The following is a 25,627-nucleotide window of genomic DNA, read 5'->3' as shown; positions in this document are numbered from 1 at the left end:
CGGCTACCGCTCCTCTCCCATTTTCACGGCTTGATGCACGCGCAGCCGCCGGATTTGCCACAGCAGCAGGCCGGCTCCGAGCAGCAGCATCACCAACACGACCACGTAGAGCTGCAGCGTATCCTGCGAGTCGAACACGATCCGGAACGGCGGAACCTGCGTGGTCACGTTATCGGCGGTTTGCAGGAACGGCAGGTACAGCCTGCCGGCGATTTTGCCGATGACGATGCCGAGCACGATCGATAAGCCCGCCGTCAATATTTGCTCGGTCAGCAGCATAAAGGTCAGCTGCTTGCGCGACAAGCCCATCGCCCGCAAAATCCCGAACTGAACGACCCGCCCGGATAAATTAAAGAACCAGTAAAGCACGTATCCGATCAGCGACACGATGACCGAAACGAGGAAGCCAAGGCTCAAAATGCCGAACACCCCGCCGCGGGTCGGGTGCTTGCTCTGCGCCGCCAATTCGCTGCGCACATCGCTCACCTCATACAATTCGATGTTCTTTTCGGCCAGCTTCGGAATAAGCGGCGCCACCTTGGCGCCCGGCTTCATCTTCAGCCAAACCTCGTAAGGAATAAGCGGAACCTGATCGTAGATATAATCGAGGTTGGCGATAACAAATGGTGTCTGGTCCGGATATTGGCTGGGCCAATACGGAATGATGCCGTACACGGCGAATTCCACCGGCTGATCGTTAAGCGAAACAGTGAATACATCCCCCAGCTTCAGCTTGTATTTCTCGGCCAGATTGGACGGAACCAAAGCCGCGCTTTCGTTCATGCCCAGAAAATTCAAATAATTGTACGGATGCGTCGGGAACAAATCGTCCCGGAACCAGGCAACCTTGGCAAAATCGACATTGTCGATCCCCATCACGTTGCCCTGCCCGGCCGAGCGGCCGGAAATGATAATATTGCCTTTCGTTTGCAGGACGCGCGCCGCATTTTCCACGCCATCCAGCTGGCGGAAAATTTCAAACGGCGGCTCCGACGCATAGATCACCTTGGTCGGTCTCTGGTTTTGTCCGCCGCCCGGGCCGCCTCCGCCCGGCGCTCCCGGATTCCCCGATTGGCCGGAACCGCCGCCCTGCCCTTGGCCGCCTTGGCCCGACCCCTGCGATGGACGCTTAATTTCCGGCGTTCCATCCCATACCGTCTTCATGATTACATCCGCCCCGTATTTGTAGAGCGTCCGCTCCGTCGAGTTCAGATCGATCGTCCGGGCGGCGGATGCATTGTAAACGCCGAGCCCGAGCGTCAATACCAGCAAAATCATCAGCGGATAATAGGACAATGATGACCGCGACAGTTGGGTCAAACTTAAATAATAAGGCACGGGCAGCCATTTTTTGCCGAGCCAGCCGATCAGCTTGAGCAGCCACGGAAACACGCGCAAGAAGAACAAACCGATCGAAAAGATGGCCAGCGCCGGGACGAAAAACAGGAACGGCTGAACCTGCAGCTCATCCGTGGTCAACCCGGTTTGGAACGTCAGCATTTGGCGTTCCTGGAACATATAGTAGCCGTAAGCGGAAATCCCCATCAGCACGATGTCCAGGAACCAGCGCTGCCAGAAGGGCGCCCGGTCGGAGCGGGCCTGCTTTTGCTTCGCTTTGACGATCGAGGCGCGGGCATAGGATACCGCCGGCAGCAGGGTCGCCAGAATCGCGATGACAACCGCCAAAGCCCCTAACACAAGCGCATCAAAATTAAAGCCGACCGGAATCGATTTGCGGTTGACGAACGTCAAAAACCCGTCGGCCGCTCCAATCGATTTGGACATAAACCAGCCCAGCAGCGGTCCCAGGATCAGCGCCACGACACCTAGAATCAAGCTCTCCAGCAAATAAATAAAAACGATTTGCTTAGTCGACGCTCCCCGGCTGCGCAGAACGGCGATGTCGCTTTGCTGCTTGTCGAGAGCTTGGCGGGCATTCATCACGATATAGTAGAACACCATGGCGATCATCGGCGCCGCCAGCGTAAACAGCAGCGTCTGCATCTGCAGGCTCTGCTTGCGGAAATCGTTCAGCAGGCTTCCAAAAGAGACATCGACTTTTGCATCCTTCAGCTTCTGGTACAGTTCGATGTTCAAACGATCCAGCGTACCTGCCAGCGGCGATAGCTGGCTCGTTTTAATCTCCCGAAGATCAAAGGCATAATACCAGCTCGAATTGTGAAGCGGTATCGACATGCGCTGAAGCAGATCTTCATTAAACACTTTGTCAGGGAGGTAGAAGCTGTTCATCATCCCCTCAAAACCCTGGTACCAATACGGATCGCTCTCGTTTTTGGGCTGAAACGCGCCGACGATTTTTACTTTAAGCGTAATGCCCGAACCGCCGCTTACAGGATACTCCATCACGTCGCCGACGTGCAGGTCCTGGCGGTACATCGCCTCCTCCAGCATCAGCGCCTCGATCGTATCTCCGCTGGCCTTTTCTGAAAACATTTTGCCTCCGGACAGCTCGACATGATCCTGGAGTCCGCTCATCGAGGAGAGCGTCATCGTTCGCGTCCGGCTCGCATCGACCTTGGTCGGGTCAACCGGGTACACCTCGGTGCTCCGGATCGAACGCGTATTGACATAGGTTTCATGAGGAAAACCGATTTCCTTCGGCACCTCGTTGACAATATATTCATCCACGGCCTTTAAGCCGCCGATGTCCGTCTTCGTTCCCCCCGGCGCCTGGTAGCTCATGATCAGGGAACCTGCGGGAAGTCCTTCGCTTTCGCCTTTTAACGTACTCGAAACGACCCGCTTCAGCGAACCGTCCGAATACATCGGTATGCTGACGGTAAACGAAACAGCAACGATAAGACCAAGCAGCGTACTGAACGTCAGCCATTTCGTGTTCCACATTTTGCGGAACAGTAAGCGCAATAAAGGTACACCCATTAACGACCCACTACTTTCTGCCCCGGCGTAAGACCTTTAACGATTTCAATATCGGTCGAAGTCTGCAGGCCAACTTCAACGTCGGCTTCGCGTTTGCTGCCGTCCTTTTCGACGACCTGCACATAGGTACGCGAACCAATCGTGCGCAGGGCGGAAATCGGAATGAGCACGGCGTTTTCCTTGCGCTCGGTGACGATGGAAACGCTGAGCGGTCTGCCCCGCTCGATGCCTTTAGGCCATTTGTCCAGCTGTACGATCACGTATTTGTCGATCGAGTCTTTTTCCGGCTGGTTGCCATTGTTGTTATCGCTATCCGAAGAACTGGTGTTGACCGGCATCACCTTGACCTTGCCGTTGTATACACCGGCGGCGTTAATATCGACTTTGGCGTCCATGCCGACCGCGATTTTTTCCAGATCCTCCTTGGCAAAAGAAGCGGCCACGACCAGTGATGAAGTATCCGAAATCACCGCCAATGTTTTGTAAGCTTCAATGGTCTTGCCTTTTTCGGCCGAGACGGACACGATCGTGCCGGAAAACGGCGCTCGGAGCGTCCCGTCCGCGATCGTCTTCTCCAAATCCGCAAGGTCCTGCCGCGCTTCTTCAAAAACAATCGAAGCCTCCTCGAATTCAACCGGATCCTTCTCGTCTTTCGTGCGGAGAAGTTCCTTCATTTGTATTTCCTGCTTGCGGAATTCCAGCTTCTTCTTGCGCAGGTCCTTCTGCAGTTCCTCCACGTCCAGCTCGATCAGCGGATCTCCCTGCTTCACCTTATCCCCGGCTTTGACCAGCACATTTTTGATGTGCAGATCGCCCTTCGTAAAGAACAGCGGCTCTTCTCGCTGGCTCATAATCTTCCCGACCGCGCTCACGTCAATCACGATCGGTCCCTTCCTCACTTCGTACTCCGGTTTTTTCGAAATGGTCGGCGGCGTAATGACGGGAATATCCTCTTCCTCGTCTTCGTTCGGAAGCAAGGCGCAGCCGGATGCGGCAACGAGCGATGCGCAAATCGCCAGCAAGCCCAGCGTCCGCGAAAGCTTTCTTCCTTTAGTTGATAAATCTTCCATCCACCATTTCGTAAACATGGTCGGCTACCTCCAAGATTGTAGGATCGTGTGTCGTCATGCAAATCGTCACTCGTTCCGTATGTATGATGTTTTTGAAAACGGTCATGACTTGCGCGCCCATTTGCGAATCCAAATTCGCCGTCGGCTCGTCCGCCAGCAGCAACTTGGGCCTATGGGCGATCGCTTTGGCGATGGCCACCCGCTGCTGCTCACCGCCCGACATTTCGAACGGCCGGTGAAACATCCGTTTGCCGAGTCCGACCAGTTCCAGGCAGTGTGTAACGCGCGGTTTCCATTCCTGCGTCGGCACCCCGGCCATGCGCAAAGACAGCTCCACGTTCTCCCACGCGGAAAGCAGCGGCAGCAGCGCATAAGCCTGAAAGATAAAGCCGATTTGATCTCGCCGCAGCACCGTACGTTTGTCGTCACTTAACCGGTGCAGAGGCTGATCGCGGAAAAAAATCTCCCCCGACGTCGGCTGATCAAGCCCGCCCAACATGTTGAGCAGCGTCGTTTTCCCCGAGCCGGACCTCCCTTTGAGCATGACAAGCTGGCCGGGATGGACCTCCATGTTGATCCCTTTCAATACCTGAATTTCTCCACCGCCGACCGGAAAAGACCTGCGGACGTCTTTAACCATCAGCAGCGGCCCCTTCTCCATTTCTTGCGTAGGTGCATCGTTTATCCCTGAAGCGGCCGCAGCCTCAAGCTTCTCCGGTTCGGACGTCCCCTCGGGAAGCTCCGGCAAGTCCCCGTTAACCTCCGGAATAGGCGTCTCCGCTTCCGGCTTAACTCCTATTTTTCCTCTCTTGCGAAGCCAAAGCTTCATCTTGTATCGTTCTCCCGTTTTTTCAATTTGCTGCTCCCCCTCTGACTCGCGAAATATCTTTGTCTAAGAATGCTTTACGTCTAGCATTATAAACGAAATATTATGCCAAAAAGTTACAACTTTTTTTACGATTTGATATTTTTTAGAGGCTTTGATTTCCATATTTTTTACACTGATCATATTCTATTAGTCTGTTAAAATAAAGGGGATTTCTACTAATTTAGGCAAGGAGTCCTACTTCATGAAAAAAGTATTATCCATGCTCCTGTTGGCATCCCTGATGTTGACCGCTCCCGGCGTCGATCAGCTGCCGGTGTCCGCCGAGAAACTGCCCTATGACGATATAAACGGCAGCTACGCCAAAGAGGCGATCGTGCGATTATATGAAAATAATACCATGAAAGGTACATCCCCAACCGAATTTTCTCCTGCACAGGCGATTACCCGCGCCGAATTTATGACCACGCTGACCCGCATCCTGCATCTGGAACCCGTGTCCTCGGCCCTCCCGGCTTATACCGACGTTGCCGCTTCGGCATGGTACTACGGAACGATTCAGGCCGCGACCGAACTCGGGCTTACGGAAGGGCTGGGGGGCGGCATCTTCAAGCCGAACCAACCGATTACCCGGCAGGAAGCCGCGGCCTGGCTCGTCAGAGCGCTGAAGCAAAAGACGGGGGCGGCGCCGGTTTCCGGCTATAAGGATGGCGCTAGCATCGCGCTTTGGGCCCGCCCTTACATAAGCTCCGTTTCTCTACTTGGTCTGATGGAAGGCAGCGACGGGAAGTTTTATCCGAACCGGGCGATGACCCGCCAGGAAACCGCCGTCATTCTCGATCGATTGCTGCAGGGCGACATGTTTCCAAAAGCGATAGCCGCAACCGGAGAGCAGGCGATACAAATCGGCTGGCAATTCGGCCAATCAACCGAAGACTACCGGAGGTCCGTACAACAGTCCAGCGTCAACGTGCTTGCGCCGAGATGGTACTTTTTGGAGAACACCGGAAAAATATCCAATTCCACGGACCCTTCCCTTGTGACATGGGCCAAAAAAAGCGGAAAACAGGTTTGGGCCATGGTGGGCAACCGTTTTGATCAGGAAACGACGCATAAGCTGCTCTCCTCATTTTCCTTGTCTTCTGCCGCGATCCAGGACTTGAAATCGTATGTAAGCAAATACGGGCTGCAAGGCATCAATCTTGACTTTGAAAACGTGCAGGCGGCCGATAAGGCGCTTTTTACCGAGTTCGTCGCCAAACTGGCCAAGGAGCTGGACAGCGTCTCCGCCGTTTTGTCCGTGGATTTGCCGCCCGATTTGGGCAACGATTGGTCGGACGCTTACGATTACGCAAAGCTCGCCAAAAGCGCGGATTACATTGTGCTGATGGCTTATGACGAACATTGGAGCGGTTATACGGCCGGTTCGGTCGCTTCTTTAAATTGGGTGCAAAAACGGGTCGGCGAACTGCTGGCCAAAGTGCCGGCAGACCAAATAATTTTAGGGATGCCGCTCTATACCCGGGATTGGACCGTCAATGGCAACGGGGCAACCGTATCGTCGGAGGATTTGAGCATTCCTGAGCAAAACAGCCGGATTAAGCAATACGGGGCAAAAATCCAATGGAATGCAACGGCCGGCCAGTATACGGCCGAATACCGGAAATCCGGCCTGCTGCACCGAATCTGGCTGGAAGATTCCCGCTCGCTGGCGGAAAAATTCCGGATGGGCTTAAGTACGGGGATCGCCGGCTTCGCCTATTGGCATATCGGCGGCGAATCTCCGGAAGTTTGGACAAGCTTGAAAAATACGGAGAAGTACGAAGGGTATAAGTTTAATTAAGCCGTTCGGCTTATTTTTCTCATTATAAGATTTTGATACTAGTATCTGGTTTGAGCTTTTAAAAAAGCGAAACTTTTGCCAAAATGCAAAAGTTTCGCTTTTTGCATCCTTCTAAGCCCCGAAGGAAGCCGGATCCTTACGCCACGATTTGAGCAGCTCCAAGTCTTCGGCTTTGATGTCGCCGCGCTTCACGGCTACGTCGATCAGCGCCGAATAGTTGGACAACGTCTGAAGCGGGATGCCCGCCTCGGCAAACGCGCTGACCGCTTTGTCCAGCTGGTAGCTGAAAATCGCCAGCACGGCGAGCGGTTCGGCCCCCGCCTCCCGGACGGCCAAGGCTGCCTTGAGCGAGCTGCCCCCGGTAGAAATCAAATCTTCGATGACGACGACCTTTTGACCGGGTTTAATCAAACCTTCGATTTGATTTTCTTTGCCGTGGCCCTTGGCTTTGTCGCGGATATAGGCCATCGGCAGGCCCAGCTTCTGCGCCGCAAACGCGGCGTGCGGAATGCCCGCCGTCGCCGTTCCGGCAATGACCCCGGCTTCGGGATAAGCTTCGCGGATCAGAGCCGCAAACGACTCCGCGATCAAGTCGCGGATCGCCGGATAAGACATCGTCAAGCGGTTGTCGCAGTATATCGGCGATTTGATGCCCGAGGTCCACGTAAACGGCTGGTGCGGCCGAAGCGCCACCGCTCCGATTTCCAGCAAATTTTCGGCGATTTGGGCCGCTGTGTCAGTTGAGTTTGCCATGATTACATCATCTCCTCGATAATTTTCTCCGCCGCTTCGCGGGGACTGGCTGCCGCGCTGATCGGACGCCCGACGACGATGTAATCCGTCCCTTGGGACATCGCTTCGGCCGGCGTTAGAGTGCGGGATTGATCGTCCGCCTGGCTGCCGGCCGGCCGGATGCCCGGCGTTACGGTCAGAAACGCTTGTCCGCACCGCTCTTTCACCGCCGGCACTTCCAGCGGCGAAGCGACGACGCCGTCCAGGCCGGCTTCCCGGGCCAGAGCCGCATAATTCACCACGGACGCTTCCACGCTTCCGGGAATGCCGATTTCACGGTTGAGCATATCCCGGTTTGTGCTCGTCAGCTGCGTCACCGCAATGATTTGCGGCATGGACAGAGATATGCCGCTTTCCAAAGCGGCAAGCGCTCCTTCCTTGGCCGCTTTCATCATATTTACGCCGCCAGCGGCATGAACGTTAAACATATCCACACCGAGCTTGGTGACGCTGTTTGCACCGCCTTTAACGGTGTTCGGGATATCATGCATTTTTACATCCAGAAACACCAAATAGCCCGCTTGCTTCAACTCCCGGATAAAATCCGGACCGGCCGCATAAAAAAGCTGCAGCCCTACCTTCATGTAGCAAGGAATGCCTTCCAACGTCTTCAGCAGCTTTCTCGCCCGCTCCGCATCGGGAAAATCGAGGGCGACAATCAGCCGGCCCGCCGCCTGTTCAAATGAACGCATTACCGCTTACCCTCCTGTCATGCCTGCGGCTCCGAAGCAAGTTGCTTCCGAGCCGCAGCATTTTTTTGTAATCGAATTATCCGTCCAAATGACCCCTCTTAATAGTTAGTGTTCAAAAAGGTCGGTTTTCAGCACCGAGAAGGTTGGATGAAGCCAGGGACTGAGTAGCGGAGCGTACGTTTTGGGTACGTGAGCAACGGAAGGCCCGGCTGAATTCAAGATTCGATGTCGAGTTACTTCTTGATTCACTTCGTGATCAAAAGCGGACTTTTTGAACTTACCTCTTATAAAGAAGGCATCGCTTGGGAGGAGAAGTTGATCGCCTCCAACATCTCGAGCAGCGCGCGCACCGTATCGAGCGAGGTCATGCAGACGACGCCGTTCTCCACCGCTTCCCGGCGGATGCGGAACCCGTCGCGTTCCGGTTCCTTGCCTTTTGTCAGCGTGTTGATGACGAAGTGCGCTTCCCCGTTCCGGATCAAATCCAGGATGTTCGGCACGCCTTCCGACAGCTTGTAGACGGTTGTCACATGGATGCCCGCGTCGATCAGCGCGGAAGCCGTCCCGTCCGTGGCGATGATTTTGTAGCCCAGGCGATAGAAGCCGCGCAGCAGCTCGACCGCTTCCTGCTTATCTTTATCCGCCACGGTCGCGATGATCGCACCGGTCGCAGGAATTTTCATTCCGGCCCCGATAAGGCCTTTATACAGCGCCTTGGCATACTGCGGATCGCGGCCCATGACTTCTCCGGTCGATTTCATTTCCGGACCGAGCGTCGGCTCGACCCGGCGCAGCTTGGCAAAGGAGAACACCGGCACTTTGACGGCAACCTGCTCGCTTTCCGGCCATAGGCCGTCCTTATAGCCAAGATCGCTCAGCTTCGTGCCGAGAATGCACTGCGTCGCCACGCCCGCCATCGGGATGTTCGTCACCTTGCTCAAGAACGGCACCGTCCGCGAAGAGCGCGGGTTAACCTCGATGACGTACACTTCATCCTTGTAGATAACGAATTGGATGTTGACGAGACCGATGGTTTTCAGCTCTCTGGCGATTTTGATCGTGATTTCGACGATTTTCTCCTTCAGTTCGGCGGACAAATGCTGCGGCGGGTACACCGCAATCGAGTCTCCGGAGTGCACGCCGGCGCGTTCGATATGCTCCATGATCCCCGGAATCAGCACGGTTTCCCCGTCGCAGATCGCATCGACCTCCACCTCTTTGCCCAGCATGTAGCGGTCGATCAGCACCGGATGCTGCGGGTTGATGTTGACCGCTTCCTCCATGTATCTCAGCAGCTCGCCATCGGAGTAGACGATTTCCATCGCCCGGCCGCCCAGGACGTACGACGGGCGCACCAGCACCGGATAACCAAGCGCTTGCGCGGTTCCCACCGCCTCCTCGACCGAGGTGACCGTGCTGCCTTTAGGTTGGGCGATATGCAGCCTGGAGAGCAGCGCTTCGAACTTTTTGCGATCCTCCGCCTCGTCGATCGATGCCAGGGAGGTGCCGAGGATGCGCACGCCGGCCGCCTCCAGCGGCGCCGCCAGGTTGATCGCCGTTTGGCCGCCGAACTGGACGATGACGCCAACCGGATTTTCCTGCTCGATAACGTTCATCACGTCTTCGAAGAACAGCGGCTCGAAATAAAGACGGTCCGAGGTGTTGAAATCGGTGGACACCGTCTCCGGATTGTTGTTGATGATGACCGCTTCATAACCGGCCTTTTGAATCGCCCAAACCGCGTGCACCGTGGAGTAGTCGAACTCGATGCCCTGGCCGATCCGGATCGGGCCGGAGCCGAGCACGACGATTTTTTCCTTCGCGGATTGGACGACTTCGTTTTCCGTTTCATAGGTCGAGTAATAGTATGGCGTGGAAGCTTCAAACTCCGCCGCGCACGTATCGACCATTTTATATACCGGCCGCAGGCCACGCTCCTTGCGGAAGCTTCTGACCTCGGCTTCGGTCAAATGCGTGCCCAGCGGCTGCCCCGCCGCGCGCAGCTCGGCGATCGCCCGGTCGGTAAAGCCGAGCCGCTTGGCTTCGTACAAGGTTTCATAGGACAAAATTTCTTCGCCGGCGATCCGCTTCTCGAACTCGACCAAACGTTCGATTTTGTCCAGGAACCACCAGTCGATGCCCGTCAGGTCGTGGATCTGCTGCAGCTTGTAGCCGCGGCGGAACGCTTCGGCGATCAGGAACAGGCGCTCGTCGTCGGCTTTGATCAAGCGGGCGTCCAATGTCCCGTTGTCGATCTTTTCCGCCCCTTTCAAGTACAGGCGGTGTGTGCCGATCTCCAGCGAGCGGACCGCTTTGTGAATCGACTCTTCAAACGTCCGTCCGATCGCCATCACTTCGCCGGTCGCTTTCATCTGCGTGCCCAGCTTGCGGTTGGCGCTGACGAATTTGTCGAACGGCCAGCGCGGGATTTTGCTGACGATGTAGTCGAGCGTCGGTTCAAAACAAGCGTATGTCTGGCCCGTAACCGGGTTGACGATTTCGTCGAGCGTATAGCCGAGGGCGATTTTCGCCGCCATTTTGGCGATCGGGTAGCCCGTCGCTTTGGAGGCGAGCGCCGAAGAACGGCTCACCCGCGGGTTTACTTCGATAACGTAGTACTGGAAGCTTTGCGGATCGAGCGCGAACTGGACGTTGCAGCCGCCTTCGATGTTCAACGCGCGGATGATTTTCAGCGACGCCGAACGCAGCATTTGATACTCGCGGTCGGAAAGCGTCTGGCTCGGAGCTACGACGATGCTGTCCCCGGTATGTACGCCCACCGGGTCAAAGTTCTCCATGTTGCAGACGACGATGCAGTTGTCATTTGCGTCCCGCATGACTTCGTATTCGATTTCCTTCATGCCGGCGATCGATTTTTCGATCAGGCATTGGCCGATCGGGCTGTAGCGGATCCCCGAAGCGACCGTTTCCTTAAGCTCCTCCTCCGTGGCGCAGATGCCGCCGCCGGTGCCGCCCAGCGTATAGGCCGGACGCACGATGACCGGATAGCCGATCTCCGCGGCAAAGGACAGCGCCTCATCGACCGAGGTGATGATCGTGCTTTCCGGCACCGGCTGCTCCAGCTCGCGCATCAGCTCGCGGAACAGGTCGCGGTCCTCCGCCTTTTCGATCGAGGTCAGCTGCGTGCCGAGCAGCTTGACGTTTTCGCGCTCCAGCACGCCGGCGCGGGCCAATTCGACGGCCATGTTCAGGCCGGTTTGGCCTCCCAGCGTCGGCAGCAGGCCGTCCGGGCGCTCCTGGCGGATGATTTGCGTCACGAACTCAAGCGTGATCGGTTCGATGTATACTTTGTCGGCCATATTGGTATCCGTCATGATCGTCGCCGGGTTGCTGTTGATCAGCACCACCTCGACGCCTTCTTCCTTCAGCGCCTGGCAGGCCTGCGTTCCGGCATAGTCAAACTCCGCAGCCTGGCCGATGACGATCGGGCCGGAACCGATGACGAGTATCTTCTTGAGGTCTTTGTTGATCGGCATGGATTACAGTTCTCCTTTCGCAGCGGCCATGAGTTCGGCCTGACGGGGCTTTTGCGGATGCAGGCGCTTATGCTCCCGGATCATTTCGATGAAGCGGTCGAACAGGTAGCTGTTGTCGTAAGGTCCGGGAGCGGCCTCCGGATGGTACTGCACCGAAAAAGCCGGATATTTTTTATGCTTCAAGCCTTCGATCGTTTTGTCGTTATTGTTGATATGCGTTACTTCTAGGTCCGTTCCGTTCAGGGACGATTCCGTTACCGTGTACCCGTGGTTCTGGGACGTGATGTAGCAGCGTCCCGATTCCAGCTCTTTGACCGGATGGTTGCCGCCGCGGTGGCCGAATTTCAGTTTCTCCGTATCGGCTCCGCATGCCAATGCGAACAGTTGGTGACCCAGGCAGATGCCGAAAATCGGATATTCGCCGAGCAGTTCGGAGATCATTTCCGCCGCGTAAGGCACGTCTTTCGGGTCTCCGGGGCCGTTGGACAGCTGAATCCCGTCGGGATGCAGGCGGCGGATTTCCTCCGCGGTCGTGTTATGCGGCACGATGACCACATCGCAATCCCGTCTGTTGAGTTCGCGTAAAATACCGCTTTTGGCGCCGAAGTCCACAAGCACGATGCGCTCCTTCGAGCCCGGGCTGCTGTAAACGTGCTTCGTCGAGGTTTGGGCCACCTGATTGCGCAGTTCCTCGATGCTGGTGGCGAGCATCATTTCCTTCAGCTCTTCAACCGATTTCGAGGAGGTGGTCAGGATCCCCCGCATCGTCCCCTGATGGCGGATGATGCGCGTCAGCATGCGGGTATCGATATCGGCAATGCCGGGAATCCCGTATTCCTTAAGCAAATCGCCCAGGTTGTACTGCGCCCGCCAGTTGCTGGGCGTCGGCTCGTACCGGCGTACCACGAACCCGTGGATCGACGGTACGATCGATTCGAAATCATCCCGCGAGATGCCGTAGTTCCCGATCAGCGGATAGGTCATGGTGACGATTTGTCCGCAGTAGGACGGGTCGGACAAAACCTCCTGGTATCCCGTTATTCCCGTATTAAAAACGACCTCGCCCGTTTTTTCGCCTTCCGCCCCGAATGAGGTTCCGGTAAACAACGTGCCGTCTTCCAACAACAATCTTGCTTGCATCCTGCAGCACTCCTTTAGAAGTTCTATATTCATCAGAGCCCATGATTGGGCTTATGCCTCAGACCTATACCTCGGACCTGCCTTGGCCCTATGCCTCAAGCCTATGCCTCAGACCAAACCAGGTTTCCGCCCACGATCGTCGCCACCGGCCAGCCCTTCAGCTTCCACCCGGCAAACGGCGTGTTGCGCCCTTTCGAGGCAAAGGCCGCCGGATCGACGGGCCGCTCCTCCTGCAAATCGACGATCGTCAGATCGGCGGGAGCGCCGGGAGCGAGGCGTCCGGCCTTTAGCCCGAACACTTTCGCCGGATCTGCAGTCATGCGCTGCACCAGCATCCCCAAAGTCCAGCGGCCTTCGGCCACAAATTTGGTGTACAGCAGCGGGAACGCCGTTTCGAAACCGACGATGCCAAACGGCGCAAGCTGCATGCCCTTGGCCTTTTCTTCCTCGCTGTGCGGCGCGTGATCGGTGACGATGATGTCGATCGTTCCGTCCTCCAATGCCGCGATACAAGCCTCCACGTCCCGGCGGGAGCGCAGCGGCGGATTCATTTTCCAGTTGGCGTCCAGCCCAGGGATATCTTCGTCCGCCAGGATCAGATGGTGCGGGCATACCTCGGCGGTCACGTTGATGCCGATCTCTTTGGCCTGCCGGATCAAGCGGATCGACTGCTCCGTGCTGACGTGGCAGACGTGGTAGTGAACGCCCGTCGCTTCCGCAAGCAAAATATCGCGCCCGACATGGATCGCCTCCGACTCGTTCGGGATGCCTTTCAAGCCGTGCCGTCTGGCGAATTCCCCCTCGGCGACCGGCGCTCCTTCCACCAGCGAGTTGTCCTCGCAGTGGGCGATGACCGGCATAGCCAGCGACGCCGCCAGTTTCATCGCGTCCTTCATCATCTGCGCGCTCTGCACGCCTACGCCGTCGTCGGTGAAGCCGATTGCGCCGGCTTCCTTCAGCGCGGCAAAGTCGGTCAACTCGCGGCCAAGCTCGCCTTTCGTGATCGCCGCGTACGGCAGCACATTGACGAGCCCCGCTTCGTCCGCTTTTTGTTTTACGTATTTTACCGTGTCGGGATTATCGGTCACCGGTCTCGTGTTCGGCATGCAGGCGATCGTGGTGAAGCCGCCTTTGGCCGCCGAGCGCGAGCCCGTTTCGATCGTTTCTTTATGCTCAAAGCCCGGTTCGCGCAAATGCACGTGCATGTCGATAAAACCCGGGGTTACCAGCTTGCCGCCGGCGTCGATTATCCGCGTATCCGGATCGGCCGCTGCGGCCTCCCCGGCCCCGTTAACCGAAATACTTTCGACGATTCCGTTATGGACGGTGATTCGAGATAATTGCAGTTCCCCGTCGCTATTTAGGATATTGGCATTTATAATAATAAGTCGCATGGAATGTTCATCCTCCGCTCTTTCGTACGATTTTGGAATAGGACGGCGGGTTACGGCGCTTTATTTCCCTGCACGGCCCTAGCGTAGGGCCCGTTCCAGGACGGCCATGCGGATCGGCACGCCGTTTTGCATCTGCTTAAAGATGCGCGACTGCGGGTGCTCCACAAGCGCGTCGTCGATTTCCACGCCCCGGTTTACCGGAGCCGGGTGCATGATCAGCGCGTGCGGCGGCAGTTTGGCCGCTCTCTCTTCCGTTAAACCATAATGGAGACGATACTCGGCCGCCGATTTCAAGATGCCGTCCGTATGGCGCTCCAGCTGAACCCGGAGCATCATCACGACGTCGGCGCCAAGCGCTTCTTCCATCGATACGTAAGAAGCGTAAGCTTCAAGCTCCCGGGCCTGCATGTTTTCCGGCGCGCACAGCTTCACTTCCGCGCCGAATTTTTGCAGGGCCCACAGGTTGGAGCGGGCAACCCGGCTATGTTTGATGTCGCCGATGATCGACACCTTGAGCCCCTTCAATTCCCCGAAATGGGCCTTCATCGTATAAAGATCGAGCAGCGCTTGCGTCGGGTGCTCGTTGTTGCCGTCGCCGGCATTGACGAGCGGAACGCCGATTTTTTCCGCAATTCCTTCAAGCATGCCGATCGGCTTAAGCCGGATGACGCCGGCGTCGATGCCCATCGATTCCAGCGTGCGGACGGTGTCGTAAATCGACTCGCCTTTTTCTACGCTCGAGACCGCCGCCGCGAAGTTAAGCACCTGCGCGCCCAGCCTTTTCTCCGCCATTTCGAAGGAAAAGCGGGTCCGCGTGCTGTTTTCAAAAAACATATTGGCTACGAAACGGTCCTGCAGGACCGGGATCACTTTATCTGCTTTAGCGTCCCAGTGGGCCGCCCGGTCCAAAATGGAGGAAATCTCCGACGCGCTCAGGTTTTTGAGTCCCAGCAAGCTGCGTTCCTTCACTGCCGCCATCGTCAGCGCCATGTCAGTTCCCCTCCCGGTTGTGGAGGATACGGACAAGATCGCTTCCGTCATGTTCTTGAAGCAGCACTTCGATTTCTTCCGTGCGCGAGGTCGGCACGTTTTTCCCGATATAATCGGCCCGAATCGGCAGTTCCCGATGGCCCCGATCGGCGAGAACCGCCAGTTGGATCGATTCCGGCCGTCCGCAGTCCATGATCGCGTCCATCGCGGCCCGGATCGTGCGGCCCGTATACAGAACATCGTCGAACAAAATGACTTTTTTGCCTTGAATCGATACTGGGAACGTGGCTTGCTTGGCTCCTCGCACCGTTTCGGTGTTGTCGTCCCGGTAGGACGTTACGTCAAGCTCTCCCCACGGAATCGCCGATCCTTCGATGCTTTCCAGCCGCTCGGCCAGCCGTTTGGCGAGATACACTCCGCGCGTTTTGATGCCGGCCAGCACCAAACCTTCGATCCCTTTGTTTCGCTCCAAAATCTCATGCGCAATTCTGGTAAGCGCCCTCCGAATCGCCTGCTCATCCATAATGATATGACTTTCGATGCTCACAGCCTTGACCTCCTTGGGACAATTGATGGTCACCCGTGTTCGTTCCGTGATCAGCGCATAAAAAAACTCCTTGCCTGATCCAGGCAAGGAGTCTCCAGCCACAGTTAAACTATGACTGTCACGGGGGATTGGGCATGCCAGAGCTCATGAAAATTAAGCGCAGTTCGGCCTGCTTCCCCATTCACGTTACCTTGCCAGCCTCACGGGACTGAATTAAAGGTGCTATTGGTTTACATGCATTATGACAGAACGATGCCAGCCTGTCAAGACGCTCTGCCTTAAAACCGTTCACACCTTGCTCACGACGGAACCACCCGAATCCTCCGTTTAGCGGAAGCGCGGCTGCATATCATTGTTAATAATTATACATTTATATTTATATTTATTCAACCGAATTTTTGGAGCGGCATTTCGCTGGCAGCTTGGCTGAGACCTTATAACTCAACTTTCGCAGCAAAATATCGGCAGACAAGCTTTGATGAAGCTGGGCAAAACAGCAATCCATTGCCGAAGTTGGCGCTGAATCAGAGGCGGACAATATCTTCCCGGTATTTTGGCTGCTTCGTTGAGGAAGCCTTAACGATATAGAGACGTCACGATCCGGCAGGGTCGGTGTACCTACCTTTTGTACTATAGCCGTTTCGAGCCGTGTCACAAATCGATGCCAGGTGAGGGGCTTTCTAAAGGGACCATCTAAAGCGTCGTGTCTTGGTGTCCCTGCCTGCTGCCTGCCTTTGCACGATTATCCCCATTGTTCAGGAGCAGGGAGCAGGGGGGCTAGAACGAGGGTTCCAAAAAAGAGAGAAAAAACAAAAAAGACGAGGAAAAAATGAGGCTGTTCAGGTGAGATTTTCGGCTTGATTAGAGAACGTGTGTTTGGTATAATGAAATAAATGGAACTAAAGTTCATATATTGTTAATTTGGGGGCGAGTAAACATGGAGATCAATGCGGGAACGGAACTTCAATCATTCAGCAGCCGTTTTAACAGCGAGCAGGACTGCATGGAAGCGCTGATCGCGATGAAGTGGCCAAACGGCTTCGTCTGCCCGCGCTGCGCTCACACCCGGTGCAGCCGTCTGACCTCCCGGCATATCCCCTTGTTCGAGTGCGGAAAGTGCAAGCATCAAACATCGCCTTTGGTCGGCACGATTTTTGAAGGAACGCATCTCCCCCTGCTCAAATGGTTCAAGGCGCTGGATATGTTCCTGCTTGAGGGCGGCATCTCGGCGCTGCGGCTGCGCCAGGTGATCCGGGTCGCCTACAAGACCGCCTGGTCGATGCTGCACAAAATACGCCATGCCGTGGGGGAGTTCGATGCCCGGGAGCTGCTTTCCGGAGACGTGAAGGTGAACAGCGATCAGTACGGGCGTAATCCGTCCCGGTGTCAGCTTTCGCATCCGTACGCCTCGGCGGTCGTAGCGGGATGCGCGGTCACGGAGTCGGGCGAGCCGGAACAGGTCAAAATCCGCCTGGTGCCGGATAAGCGGGGAGGCGAAAAAAGGGCAGACCGTCACGATCTAACCGCGTTCATCAATGGGCATGTGGATGTCCATACATCGGCGGTACAATTGTTCCCTCAGGCCTTTCGGCTATATGCGCCCTTGCGGAGAGTGGTGAGAGAGGCGTGGGAATCGCTGAAGAGTACGTATGGAGCCTTGGGACTGAAACATCTGCAGGCGTACCTGAACGAGTACACCGGACGCCGCCGGCTGCACCTGTCCGGAGGACTGCCCGGAGCGGAAGAAACGATGCGGCAGAAGTTGCTGCAGATGTGTGTGGCGATTCCGGCGATCCCTTACCGCCGGCTAATCGCGCGCCAACCGAATCAGCCCCTTGCGGCTGCGGCCTGATTGTGACGCTGGGAACGGTGGAGGAGGGAGTTTGATGCAGATCAACTTAATGGGTCCTTGATCTCCTGTCTTGATCTCTTGTCCGTCTCCTAAGCGCGTCTAAATTATTTCGAACCTATCTGCTGCACCACCAAATATTTTTTTATCCCGAGCTTGTCTTTCTCTTTGCTACCTGATCAAGCGGGATAATCGTGCAAAGTCTCCGGTAGCAAGTGTTGATCTGCCGCCCCTCTCCCCTACTTCCCTATCCTCAAGCTTTCACCCCCTTCCGTGTCCCTTGCTTACGATCGGTCTTCGACTTGACTGTTCCCGCGAAAGTTGAGTTATAACTCAACTTTCCCAGCATGAAATTGGCAAATAAGCGTTTGAAACTTTACAAATTCTAGATATTAAAAAAGGCCGGCCAAGAACATTTCTTGGCCAGCCCATGCAACACATGCAGTTAAAAAATAAACTTCAAATCGCCCAAGCGGCGTTTGATTTCCGAAATCACACGCCGCTCTTCCTCTTCGCCGTCGGCTATAAACGTCACGGAGAAACGGATGTAGTGACCGGCGTCGTCCCAAGGCACGGTCGAAATCAATTTCTCGCGGATCAAAAATTGCGAGAAGTCTTCCGCCGTCGCAAACGTCGGACCGCCTTCCACACCCTTCGGCGCCTGCACGTACAGGAAAAAGGATCCCTGCGGCTTCTTCGCATTGAAGCCCAGCTCATTCAGCGCGTTCACCAACAGCTCGTGGCGGCGCGAATACTTCGCGGCGATTTTCTCGGTGATTTCCGGATGCGCCAAACCGTAGGCTGCCGCCTTTTGAATGGCGATAAACTGCCCGGAATCGTTGTTGTCCTTCACGTCGCTGAACGCTTTGACGACCAGCGGATTGCCGGCGACAAACCCGATTCTCCAACCCGTCATGTTGTACGACTTGGACAAGGAGTGCAGTTCCACACCTACGTCCTTAGCGCCAGGCACGGACAGGAAGCTGAGCGGCTTAAGTCCGTCATATGTTAAGGCTGCGTACGGAGCGTCATGCACGACGACCACATGATATTTCTTCGCCCATTCCACCACTTTGGCGAAAAATTCCGGCGTTGCGCTCGCTCCGGTCGGGTTGTTCGGGTAGTTCAAATACAACAGCTTCGCCTTGCGGGCGACCTCTTCCGGAATCGCATCCAGGTTCGGCAGGAAGTGGTTTTCTTCGGTCAAAGGCACCGTATACACTTCGCCGCCTAAATATTTGGTATGCGTACCGATGATCGGATAGCCCGGGACCGTCATAATCGTAATATCCCCCGGGTTGATAAAGCAGGAAGGCAGCATCGCGATCGCCGGCTTGGAGCCGATCGAATGCACAACCTCCGTAACTGGATCGATGCTTTCCACGCCGAACACATCGCCTAAATATTTCGCCGCAGCTTCCTTGAATTCCGCAATCCCGTTGTCCGCATAGCCGCGGTTTTCCCGTTTGGCCGCTTCTTCCGCAAGCTTGGCCACGATGCCGGGATCGGCCATATCGTCGGGTTCGCCGACGCCCATGTCGATTAGCTCAATGTCGGGAAAATCTTTTTTGGCCGCCGCTTTGGCGCGTTTAATTTTCTCGAATTTATAAATAGCGGTATCTTTACCGTAATTCGCTCCGCCGATCCGGTCCGCAAATATCTGCTGAATGTAAGTTTCTTGTCCATTCGCCGTACTCATTTACCGTCCATCCCCTTCATATTCTTTAAAAAAATCTACCTTTTAAATATGAGGGAAGACGGCGGAATAGAGAATGGATTAATTACCCGATCGTTTGTACTTTTTGATCAAGCTGTCTCCTGGAGACGAACATTTCCCGGGAATTAATCAACGGTTTCGCAGCGACAAAAGCACATCCTCCATGTCGTCCGGAATCGGCGCGCTGAATTCCAAATACCGCCCGTCGGCCGGGTGGTCAAAGCCCAAAACGGCTGCATGCAGCGCTTGTCCGTTCATTTTGACGCCTTTGCTGCGTCCGTACAGTGGGTCTCCCACTAGCGGATGCCCGATGAACTTCATGTGCACGCGGATTTGATGGGTGCGTCCGGTTTCCAGCTTAAGTTCCAGCAGAGTGTAATCGCCAAAACGCTCCACCACCTGAAAATGTGTTACTGCCGATTTGCTGTTCCGGTCGATCACCGTATACATTTTGCGGTCGTACGGGTCGCGGCCGATCGGCGCGTCCACCGTCCCCTGGTCATGGCTGACATTGCCGTGTACGAGGGCGTAATACTTACGGGTGACCGAGTGGGCTTTGAGCTGCTCCGCCAAAGAGGCGTGGGCTTTATCGTTTTTCGCCGCCATAATGAGCCCCGATGTGTCTTTGTCAATGCGGTGCACGATCCCGGGACGCAGTTCCCCGTTGATGCCGGACAAATCCTTGCAGTGAAACAGCAGCGCATTGACGAGCGTCCCGGAAGCATGGCCCGGCGCCGGATGCACGACCATGCCGCGCGCTTTGTTGACGACGATCACATCGCTGTCTTCGTAGTAAATATCGAGCGGAATGTCCTCGGGAGCGATTTCCACCGCTTCCGGCTCGGGGATCGTCAGCACGACGCGGTCGCCCTCCGCCAGCTTATGGTTCGCTTTGACCGGAGTTCCGTTAACGACCAGATTCCCCGCTTCGATCCACAGCTGAATTTGGCTTCGCGAAACCTCCTCGTCGAGCTGTCCTTTAACGTATTTGTCAATCCGTTCCTTGGCGGCCGCAGAATCGATCGTCCACTCGAGCGTGCCGTCCTCGGATTCTTCATAAAGCTTGTCTAAACTCATACCTTCTCCTCTTGCTCATGGTTGGCCCTGGACGTCTGTTTTTCCCGGCGCATCTCCAGCAGCGAATCCAAAATGATCAGCGCAACGCCGATCACGATACAGGAATCCGCAACATTAAAGATCGGAAACGTGTAGGAGCCGAAATTAAACTGCAAAAAATCGACGACCTCGCCGCTGACAACCCGGTCCAGAAAGTTCCCGACCGCTCCGCCAAGCACCAGAGACAGCGCCGTGGGCAACAGCTTGTTCCGCTGTTTTTTTATTTTTATTAAATACCAAATGATCCCGACCACGACGACGGCCGTCACCGTGACAAAAAACCAGCGCTGATCCTGCAATATGCTAAAAGCCGCGCCGCGGTTGCGGTGTGAGGTAATCAGAAAAAAGTTGCCGATGACGGGGATTTGCTCTCCTATCGTTAGACCGGTTGCAATCAAATATTTGGTGCCCTGGTCAATCAGAAAAACAATCAATGCAATCAGAAAGTATACCACGCGGTAAGTCACCTCGTTTTTTCATTTCCAGCGGTTCAACACCGGCAGGATTATCCACATGTAAGCCTTGTATATTGTAGCACAGCCGGAATTGGCCCGTCCATGCGCGAAAGGATTTTCCTTAGGTAATTCGCCTTACTTCTGCGCAAAATACCGCTATAAGAGGTTGTTCTCGCACTAAATGAGACCGTTCAAAAAACGGTTCCAGGATCAGGAAAGAAAGGAGCAACGCCCATGTCGTATCTAACGAAAACCCAACTGTCCGAACTTTCCGCCAAACTGAAAGAAGCACAAGCCTCGCTCAGCGAAAGGCTTCAAGAAAACGACCATTACGGAATGAATGAATCAATGCGGTACAATACCAATGAACTTAGCCCGATCGACAACCATCCCGGAGACCTGGGCTCCGAAGTGTTCGAACGGGGCAAGGACCTCGCCCTGGCGGAACACCATGAACTGCAGCTCGCCCGGGTCGAAGATGCGCTTCAGCGCATCGAGGACGAAAGCTACGGCTATTGCGCCACCTGCGGAAAGCCGATCGGCTACGATCGTCTCAGCGCGATTCCGGAAACGGCGTACTGCAAGGAGCACAGCCCGCAAACCTTCGTTTCGGCCAAGCGCCCGATTGAAGAGATTTTCTTGTCTCCGCCTTTCGGACGAACCAGTCTGGATGAACGGGACGATCAAAACGGTTTTGACGGAGAAGACGCCTGGCAGATCGTGGAGAGCTTCGGCACCTCCAACACCCCGGCATTCGCCGATGAATCGGAAGTCGACGATTACAATGACATGGAAATTGAAGCCTCGAACGAGCTTGACGGGTTCGTGGAGCCTTACGAATCTTTTGTCGCCACCGACATTTACGGGAAAAACGTTTGTTTTTACCGCAACGGCGTATACCGTAAACATATGAGTGCCACCAAACATCTGGAAAGCGAAGATTCCCTGGGAACCGGACCTAATACGTATTAAGCTCGAGCTGCCTTTGCACGATCCGCACAATGTCCGCGATATAATCGCCGATGATCGGCAGATTCAGCTTGCCCAGAACTTGAAGCACGTAAATAATCGTTGCGGCGAAGAAAGTAAAACCGATCGCAATGCCGACGCCCCTCGCCGTACCGGATAACAGATTCAGCCAAATCAGGCGCCAGGGACGGTTTAAAAGCTGGGTATATTCGGTGATCCGCGATTTTTCCAACTCTCTGGTCCAGTTCTGGGTCAGGCGGTATACAGCATTTATCCGCTCTTCCGGGGTCTTGGGAAACTCTTCGGCCGGCGGCTCGGCTGCCGTTTTGCGACGCAACATCGTTACCCCATCCTTTGAACTCGCATTTAAATTACAAACGAGCCCGTCTCCCTTTCGCTGCAAAAGGAAAGACTATCTGGGCTCGTTTGTTTTAGGTTGCTTCTAGTATGACCGTCCTTGGCGCGGTCCATGCAGTTTTCGTAGATTACGCTTGAATGGAGATTAAAATCGTCTTGGTTCCGAGGTCAGCCTTCTCCGCCGACTCGTCCAGCTTGGCGAAGGCGACGTCCGTGATCAGCACGTTTTCGCGCAGCACGTTCTCAAACGCCGTAATCGCCGCTTTCAGTTCGTCATCGACGTCAAGCGTAAGATGCACTCTCTTTTCGATCGGAAGATCCAGCTTCTTGCGGGTATCCTGAACCGCGCGCACCACCTCGCGAACCCAGCCTTCCTGCTCAAGCTCCGGCGTGATGTCCGTATTCAGCGCCACGGTGATCCCGTAACCGGAAGCGGACGCAAAACCCGGCTTGGCCTGCTTTTCGATCAGCAGTTCGTCAGCGGCAACGGTCAATTCCTCGCCCTCCGGCGAAGTCACGGTAAACCGGCCGTTGTCCACGATCGCCCGCGTCTCGTCCGCAGACAATCCTTTCAGGTAGCCCTGAAGGAAGCCGACGTTTTTGCCGTACTTCTTGCCGGCTACCTTCAGGTTCAGCTTCAGCGTAAAATCGACGAACCCGCTGTCGCTCGTTTCGATTTCGATCGCCTTGACGTTGATCTCGTCCTTGATGATTTCTTCGTAGTCCGCTACGGCAAAGTCGCGGTCCATAGACACGATCAGACCGGACAACGGCTGGCGCGTTTTGATGCCCGTCTCGTTGCGCACGTTGCGGGCCAGCTCGACGATTTGCCGCGCGCTTTCCATGTCCTTCTCCAGCGCGAGGTCGATCAGGCTTTCATCCGCTTGCGGGAAGTCGGCCAGATGAACGCTGTCCCCGCCGCCGAGGTTCGTGAAAATGTCTTCGGCCAGCATCGGGGCAAACGGCGCGATCAGCTTGGACAACGTCAGGAGCACGCCGGTAAGCGTTTGATAAGCCGATAATTTGTCTTCGCCAAGGCCGCTTCCCCAGAAACGGTCGCGCGAACGGCGGATATACCAGTTGCTCAACTCGTCGATAAACCCTTCGATCGCCTGGGCGGCGTTCACGAAATCGTTCACCGGAAGGGCCTTGTCGACGACGAGGATCAGACTGTTCAGCCGCGATAAAATCCAGCGGTCCAGCTTGTTCGTCGATGGCCGCAGCGGATGCTCCTCCGGCTTGTAGCCGTCGATGCCCGCGTATAGTGTCAGGAAGGCATGGGTGTTGACGAGCGTATCGACCACCTTCGATTTCGCTTCGGCGACGATGCCTTTGGAGAAGCGTTTGCTGTTCCAAGGCGCGCTGTCGGATAGCAGCGCCCAGCGGAACGCGTCGGTGCCGAATTCATTAATGATGTCCCACGGGTCGATGACATTGCCTTTCGACTTGGACATCTTTTGCCCGTTTTCGTCCAGCACGTGACCGGTAGCGATCACCGCTTTATACGGCGCTTTGCCCGTAAACAGCGTAGACACGGCCAGCAGGCTGTAAAACCAACCGCGCGTCTGGTCGATCCCTTCGCAAATCATGTCCGCCGGGAACTGCTCGGCAAAGGTCTGTTCGTTTTCGAACGGATAATGGTGCTGGGCAAACGGCATTGAGCCGCTGTCGAACCAGACGTCGATCACTTCGCTCGTCCGCTCCATGACTCCGCCCTCGCAGTGCGGGCAGCGTACCTTGACTTCGTCCACGTACGGCTTGTGCAGCTCCAGGTCTTCGCTGACGTGACCCACTGCATGTTCGCGCAGCTCGGCCAGGCTGTGCGGCGCAAACTGCCCGCCGCAGTCCGGGCAAACCCAAACGTTCAGCGGGGTCCCCCAATACCGGTTGCGGCTGATGTTCCAATCGACGAGGTCCTCGAGGAATTTCCCGAACCGGCCTTCGCGTACATGGCCCGGAAACCACTCGACCGAATTGTTGTTGGCGATCAGTTGGTCTTTCACGGCCGTCGTTTCGATAAACCAGCTCTCCATCGCGTAATAGAGCAGCGGCGACTTACAGCGCCAGCAGAACGGATAGCTGTGCTCGTATTTTTCTTTGCTGTACAGGAGGCCTTTTTCCGACAGCGTTTTGACGATATCAAGGTCGCAATCCTTCACAAAGCGGCCGGCAAAATCGCTGACGGCGTCCGTGTAGCGGCCTTGGCCGTTAACGACGCTGACGAAGCTGATGCCGTTCTCGCGGCATGTGCGGTAGTCGTCTTCGCCGTGGGCCGGAGCCATGTGCACGATCCCCGTACCGCTGGCGTCGGTTACGAACGAAGCGCCGACGATCACATTAATTTTATCGGCTTTGATGTAGTTGAACGGCGGCGTGTACGTTTTGCCGATGAATTCCGCGCCTTTGTGCGTCGACAGTACGGTGAAGTCGCCTTTCATTACTTTTTCCACGAGGTTTTTGGCCACGATATAAACGCCGTCTTCCTGCTGCACCCGGGCGTATTCCATATCCGGGTTCATCGCCAGGGCGACGTGGGCCGGCAGCGTCCAAGGCGTAGTCGTCCAGGCCAGCACATATTCGCCGGTGTCGTCCAGCTTGAATTTGGCGGTGGCGCTAAGGTCCTTGACGTCCTCGTAGCCTTGGGCCACTTCGTGCGAACTCAGCGACGTCTGGCAGCAAGGGCAATACGGGCTGACGCGGTGCCCCTTGTACAGCAGCCCTTTGTCGTGGATCGTCGCCAGGATGTTCCAGACGCTTTCGATGTAGCTGTTGTTCAGGGTGACGTACGGATCGTCGAGGTCGACCCAGTAAGCGATCGCTTCGGTAAACTCGCGCCACTGCTTTTCATAGCCGAATACGCTGTCCTTGCATTTTTTGATGAATGCTTCGATGCCGTATTTTTCGATTTCCTGTTTGCCGGAAATGCCCAGCTCCTTCTCCACGCCGAGTTCGACCGGCAGGCCGTGCGTATCCCAGCCCGCCTTGCGGACGACGCGGTAGCCTTTCATCGTCTGGTAGCGGCCGACGAAATCCTTGATTACGCGCCCGAGTACGTGCCCGATATGGGGCATGCCGTTGGCGGTCGGCGGTCCTTCAAAAAATACATAGTTGGGGCGTCCCGCGCGTTTTTCGATGCTGCGCTTGAACGTATTCTCCCGTTTCCATTTGTCCAGAATGCGCAGATCGCGCGCACGGGCGTTTTCCTTGACATCCACTTTTTTCATACTTCTCTTCCTTTCATTCATTCATGGAAACCAACAGGCTCAAAGCTCAAAGCCAAAGCCGGAGCTTGAATAGTGGCGGCAAGGAGGGGCGGAATTTTAACGGTTGCGAGGGCCGCGATTTCCGCAAAAACGGAGTCGCCAGATCAACTCACCTTGCGGCACCTTTTCGTCAAGCCGATTTTTGCCTAAAGCCAAACAAAAAAAGCCCCGTCCCTAAGGGACGAGACCTGGCTCGCGTTACCACCCTT

At 55.7% G+C, this 25,627-nt stretch carries 18 protein-coding genes; 3 read left to right on the top strand and 15 right to left on the bottom strand.

Features of this window, described 5'->3' with window-relative positions; genetic code table 11:
• Positions 1-3: 3 nt before the first annotated feature.
• Genes DYE26_RS00995 through DYE26_RS00985 form a run of 3 tightly spaced genes read right to left on the bottom strand, consistent with a single transcriptional unit; the run spans position 4 to position 4,800 of the window.
• Positions 4-2,901: an ABC transporter permease gene (locus DYE26_RS00995; RefSeq protein ID WP_036621454.1), complete on the bottom strand. Its 2,898-nt coding sequence runs from the start codon at positions 2,899-2,901 to the stop codon at positions 4-6.
• Positions 2,901-3,989 (bottom strand): efflux RND transporter periplasmic adaptor subunit, encoded by a 1,089-nt coding sequence (locus DYE26_RS00990; RefSeq protein ID WP_036621450.1) that lies wholly within the window; start codon positions 3,987-3,989, stop codon positions 2,901-2,903. Before DYE26_RS00990 ends, DYE26_RS00995 begins: the two co-directional genes overlap by 1 nt.
• Positions 3,952-4,800: an ABC transporter ATP-binding protein gene (locus DYE26_RS00985; RefSeq protein WP_082207727.1), complete on the bottom strand. Its 849-nt coding sequence runs from the start codon at positions 4,798-4,800 to the stop codon at positions 3,952-3,954. Before DYE26_RS00985 ends, DYE26_RS00990 begins: the two co-directional genes overlap by 38 nt.
• 241 nt (positions 4,801-5,041) lie before the next feature.
• On the opposite strand from DYE26_RS00985, the gene DYE26_RS00980 reads away from it, so the two are divergent.
• Positions 5,042-6,640 carry an S-layer homology domain-containing protein gene (locus tag DYE26_RS00980; protein ID WP_036621449.1) on the top strand — a complete coding sequence of 533 codons (1,599 nt, stop codon included), beginning with the start codon at positions 5,042-5,044 and terminating at the stop codon, positions 6,638-6,640.
• Positions 6,641-6,751: 111 nt separating this feature from the next.
• Here the strand turns inward: DYE26_RS00980 and pyrE are convergent, their stop codons facing one another.
• The 7 genes from pyrE to pyrR all read right to left on the bottom strand — a co-directional run bounded on the left by pyrE (position 6,752) and on the right by pyrR (position 15,692).
• Positions 6,752-7,393: an orotate phosphoribosyltransferase gene (gene pyrE / locus DYE26_RS00975; RefSeq protein ID WP_036621447.1), complete on the bottom strand. Its 642-nt coding sequence runs from the start codon at positions 7,391-7,393 to the stop codon at positions 6,752-6,754.
• Positions 7,394-7,395: 2 nt separating this feature from the next.
• A complete protein-coding gene (pyrF, locus tag DYE26_RS00970; RefSeq protein WP_036621446.1) occupies positions 7,396-8,124 on the bottom strand; it encodes an orotidine-5'-phosphate decarboxylase in 729 nt (242 codons plus the stop codon).
• Positions 8,125-8,408: 284 nt separating this feature from the next.
• A complete protein-coding gene (gene carB, locus DYE26_RS00965) occupies positions 8,409-11,621 on the bottom strand; it encodes a carbamoyl-phosphate synthase large subunit (protein ID WP_036621445.1) in 3,213 nt (1,070 codons plus the stop codon).
• A 3-nt stretch (positions 11,622-11,624) separates the two neighbouring features.
• The gene (carA, locus tag DYE26_RS00960) at positions 11,625-12,761 is read right to left on the bottom strand and encodes a glutamine-hydrolyzing carbamoyl-phosphate synthase small subunit (RefSeq protein WP_036621443.1); all 1,137 of its coding nucleotides are present in this window, start codon (positions 12,759-12,761) and stop codon (positions 11,625-11,627) included.
• Between the two features lie 101 nt (positions 12,762-12,862).
• The gene (locus tag DYE26_RS00955; protein ID WP_036621441.1) at positions 12,863-14,155 is read right to left on the bottom strand and encodes a dihydroorotase; all 1,293 of its coding nucleotides are present in this window, start codon (positions 14,153-14,155) and stop codon (positions 12,863-12,865) included.
• A 78-nt stretch (positions 14,156-14,233) separates the two neighbouring features.
• The gene (locus DYE26_RS00950) at positions 14,234-15,145 is read right to left on the bottom strand and encodes an aspartate carbamoyltransferase catalytic subunit (RefSeq protein WP_036621438.1); all 912 of its coding nucleotides are present in this window, start codon (positions 15,143-15,145) and stop codon (positions 14,234-14,236) included.
• Position 15,146: 1 nt separating this feature from the next.
• Positions 15,147-15,692 (bottom strand): bifunctional pyr operon transcriptional regulator/uracil phosphoribosyltransferase PyrR, encoded by a 546-nt coding sequence (gene pyrR, locus DYE26_RS00945; RefSeq protein WP_036621436.1) that lies wholly within the window; start codon positions 15,690-15,692, stop codon positions 15,147-15,149.
• Between the two features lie 937 nt (positions 15,693-16,629).
• Here pyrR and DYE26_RS00940 point away from each other — a divergent pair.
• Entirely contained in the window at positions 16,630-17,544 is a 915-nt protein-coding gene (locus DYE26_RS00940; RefSeq protein WP_115311165.1) for a transposase, read from the top strand.
• Between the two features lie 442 nt (positions 17,545-17,986).
• On the opposite strand, the gene DYE26_RS00935 is transcribed toward DYE26_RS00940, so the two are convergent.
• From DYE26_RS00935 to lspA, 3 genes are all read right to left on the bottom strand, one after another.
• Positions 17,987-19,240: an LL-diaminopimelate aminotransferase gene (locus DYE26_RS00935; protein ID WP_036621434.1), complete on the bottom strand. Its 1,254-nt coding sequence runs from the start codon at positions 19,238-19,240 to the stop codon at positions 17,987-17,989.
• A gap of 147 nt (positions 19,241-19,387) precedes the next feature.
• Entirely contained in the window at positions 19,388-20,335 is a 948-nt protein-coding gene (locus tag DYE26_RS00930; protein ID WP_036621433.1) for an RluA family pseudouridine synthase, read from the bottom strand.
• A complete protein-coding gene (lspA, locus tag DYE26_RS00925; RefSeq protein ID WP_036621431.1) occupies positions 20,332-20,829 on the bottom strand; it encodes a signal peptidase II in 498 nt (165 codons plus the stop codon). Before lspA ends, DYE26_RS00930 begins: the two co-directional genes overlap by 4 nt.
• A gap of 234 nt (positions 20,830-21,063) precedes the next feature.
• Here lspA and DYE26_RS00920 point away from each other — a divergent pair, with 234 nt between their 5' ends.
• Positions 21,064-21,801, top strand: coding sequence for a TraR/DksA C4-type zinc finger protein (locus DYE26_RS00920; RefSeq protein WP_036621429.1), 738 nt, complete (start codon positions 21,064-21,066; stop codon positions 21,799-21,801).
• On the opposite strand, the gene DYE26_RS00915 is transcribed toward DYE26_RS00920, so the two are convergent.
• Positions 21,788-22,138 carry a DUF5665 domain-containing protein gene (locus DYE26_RS00915; RefSeq protein ID WP_036621427.1) on the bottom strand — a complete coding sequence of 117 codons (351 nt, stop codon included), beginning with the start codon at positions 22,136-22,138 and terminating at the stop codon, positions 21,788-21,790. The two genes, DYE26_RS00920 and DYE26_RS00915, sit on opposite strands and share 14 nt — an antisense overlap.
• A gap of 145 nt (positions 22,139-22,283) precedes the next feature.
• On the bottom strand, positions 22,284-25,379 hold the full coding sequence (ileS, locus tag DYE26_RS00910; RefSeq protein ID WP_036621425.1) for an isoleucine--tRNA ligase: 3,096 nt from the start codon (positions 25,377-25,379) through the stop codon (positions 22,284-22,286).
• Positions 25,380-25,627: the final 248 nt, after the last annotated feature.

This window comes from Paenibacillus macerans, assembly GCF_900454495.1.
Classification (GTDB): Bacteria; Bacillota; Bacilli; order Paenibacillales; family Paenibacillaceae; genus Fontibacillus; species Fontibacillus macerans.
The sequence above is the reverse complement of the archived record's forward strand: the minus strand, read 5'-3'. Positions and strand labels throughout refer to the sequence as shown.

Coding starts and splice junctions, on each gene's coding strand:
- DYE26_RS00995 (WP_036621454.1), bottom strand. CDS start 2,901: ATGGGTGTACCTTTATTGCGCTTACTGTTCCGCAAAATGTGGAACACG.
- DYE26_RS00990 (WP_036621450.1), bottom strand. CDS start 3,989: ATGTTTACGAAATGGTGGATGGAAGATTTATCAACTAAAGGAAGAAAG.
- DYE26_RS00985 (WP_082207727.1), bottom strand. CDS start 4,800: ATGAAGCTTTGGCTTCGCAAGAGAGGAAAAATAGGAGTTAAGCCGGAA.
- DYE26_RS00980 (WP_036621449.1), top strand. CDS start 5,042: ATGAAAAAAGTATTATCCATGCTCCTGTTGGCATCCCTGATGTTGACC.
- pyrE (WP_036621447.1), bottom strand. CDS start 7,393: ATGGCAAACTCAACTGACACAGCGGCCCAAATCGCCGAAAATTTGCTG.
- pyrF (WP_036621446.1), bottom strand. CDS start 8,124: ATGCGTTCATTTGAACAGGCGGCGGGCCGGCTGATTGTCGCCCTCGAT.
- carB (WP_036621445.1), bottom strand. CDS start 11,621: ATGCCGATCAACAAAGACCTCAAGAAGATACTCGTCATCGGTTCCGGC.
- carA (WP_036621443.1), bottom strand. CDS start 12,761: ATGCAAGCAAGATTGTTGTTGGAAGACGGCACGTTGTTTACCGGAACC.
- DYE26_RS00955 (WP_036621441.1), bottom strand. CDS start 14,155: ATGCGACTTATTATTATAAATGCCAATATCCTAAATAGCGACGGGGAA.
- DYE26_RS00950 (WP_036621438.1), bottom strand. CDS start 15,145: ATGGCGCTGACGATGGCGGCAGTGAAGGAACGCAGCTTGCTGGGACTC.
- DYE26_RS00940 (WP_115311165.1), top strand. CDS start 16,630: ATGGAGATCAATGCGGGAACGGAACTTCAATCATTCAGCAGCCGTTTT.
- DYE26_RS00935 (WP_036621434.1), bottom strand. CDS start 19,240: ATGAGTACGGCGAATGGACAAGAAACTTACATTCAGCAGATATTTGCG.
- DYE26_RS00930 (WP_036621433.1), bottom strand. CDS start 20,335: ATGAGTTTAGACAAGCTTTATGAAGAATCCGAGGACGGCACGCTCGAG.
- DYE26_RS00920 (WP_036621429.1), top strand. CDS start 21,064: ATGTCGTATCTAACGAAAACCCAACTGTCCGAACTTTCCGCCAAACTG.
- DYE26_RS00915 (WP_036621427.1), bottom strand. CDS start 22,138: ATGTTGCGTCGCAAAACGGCAGCCGAGCCGCCGGCCGAAGAGTTTCCC.
- ileS (WP_036621425.1), bottom strand. CDS start 25,379: ATGAAAAAAGTGGATGTCAAGGAAAACGCCCGTGCGCGCGATCTGCGC.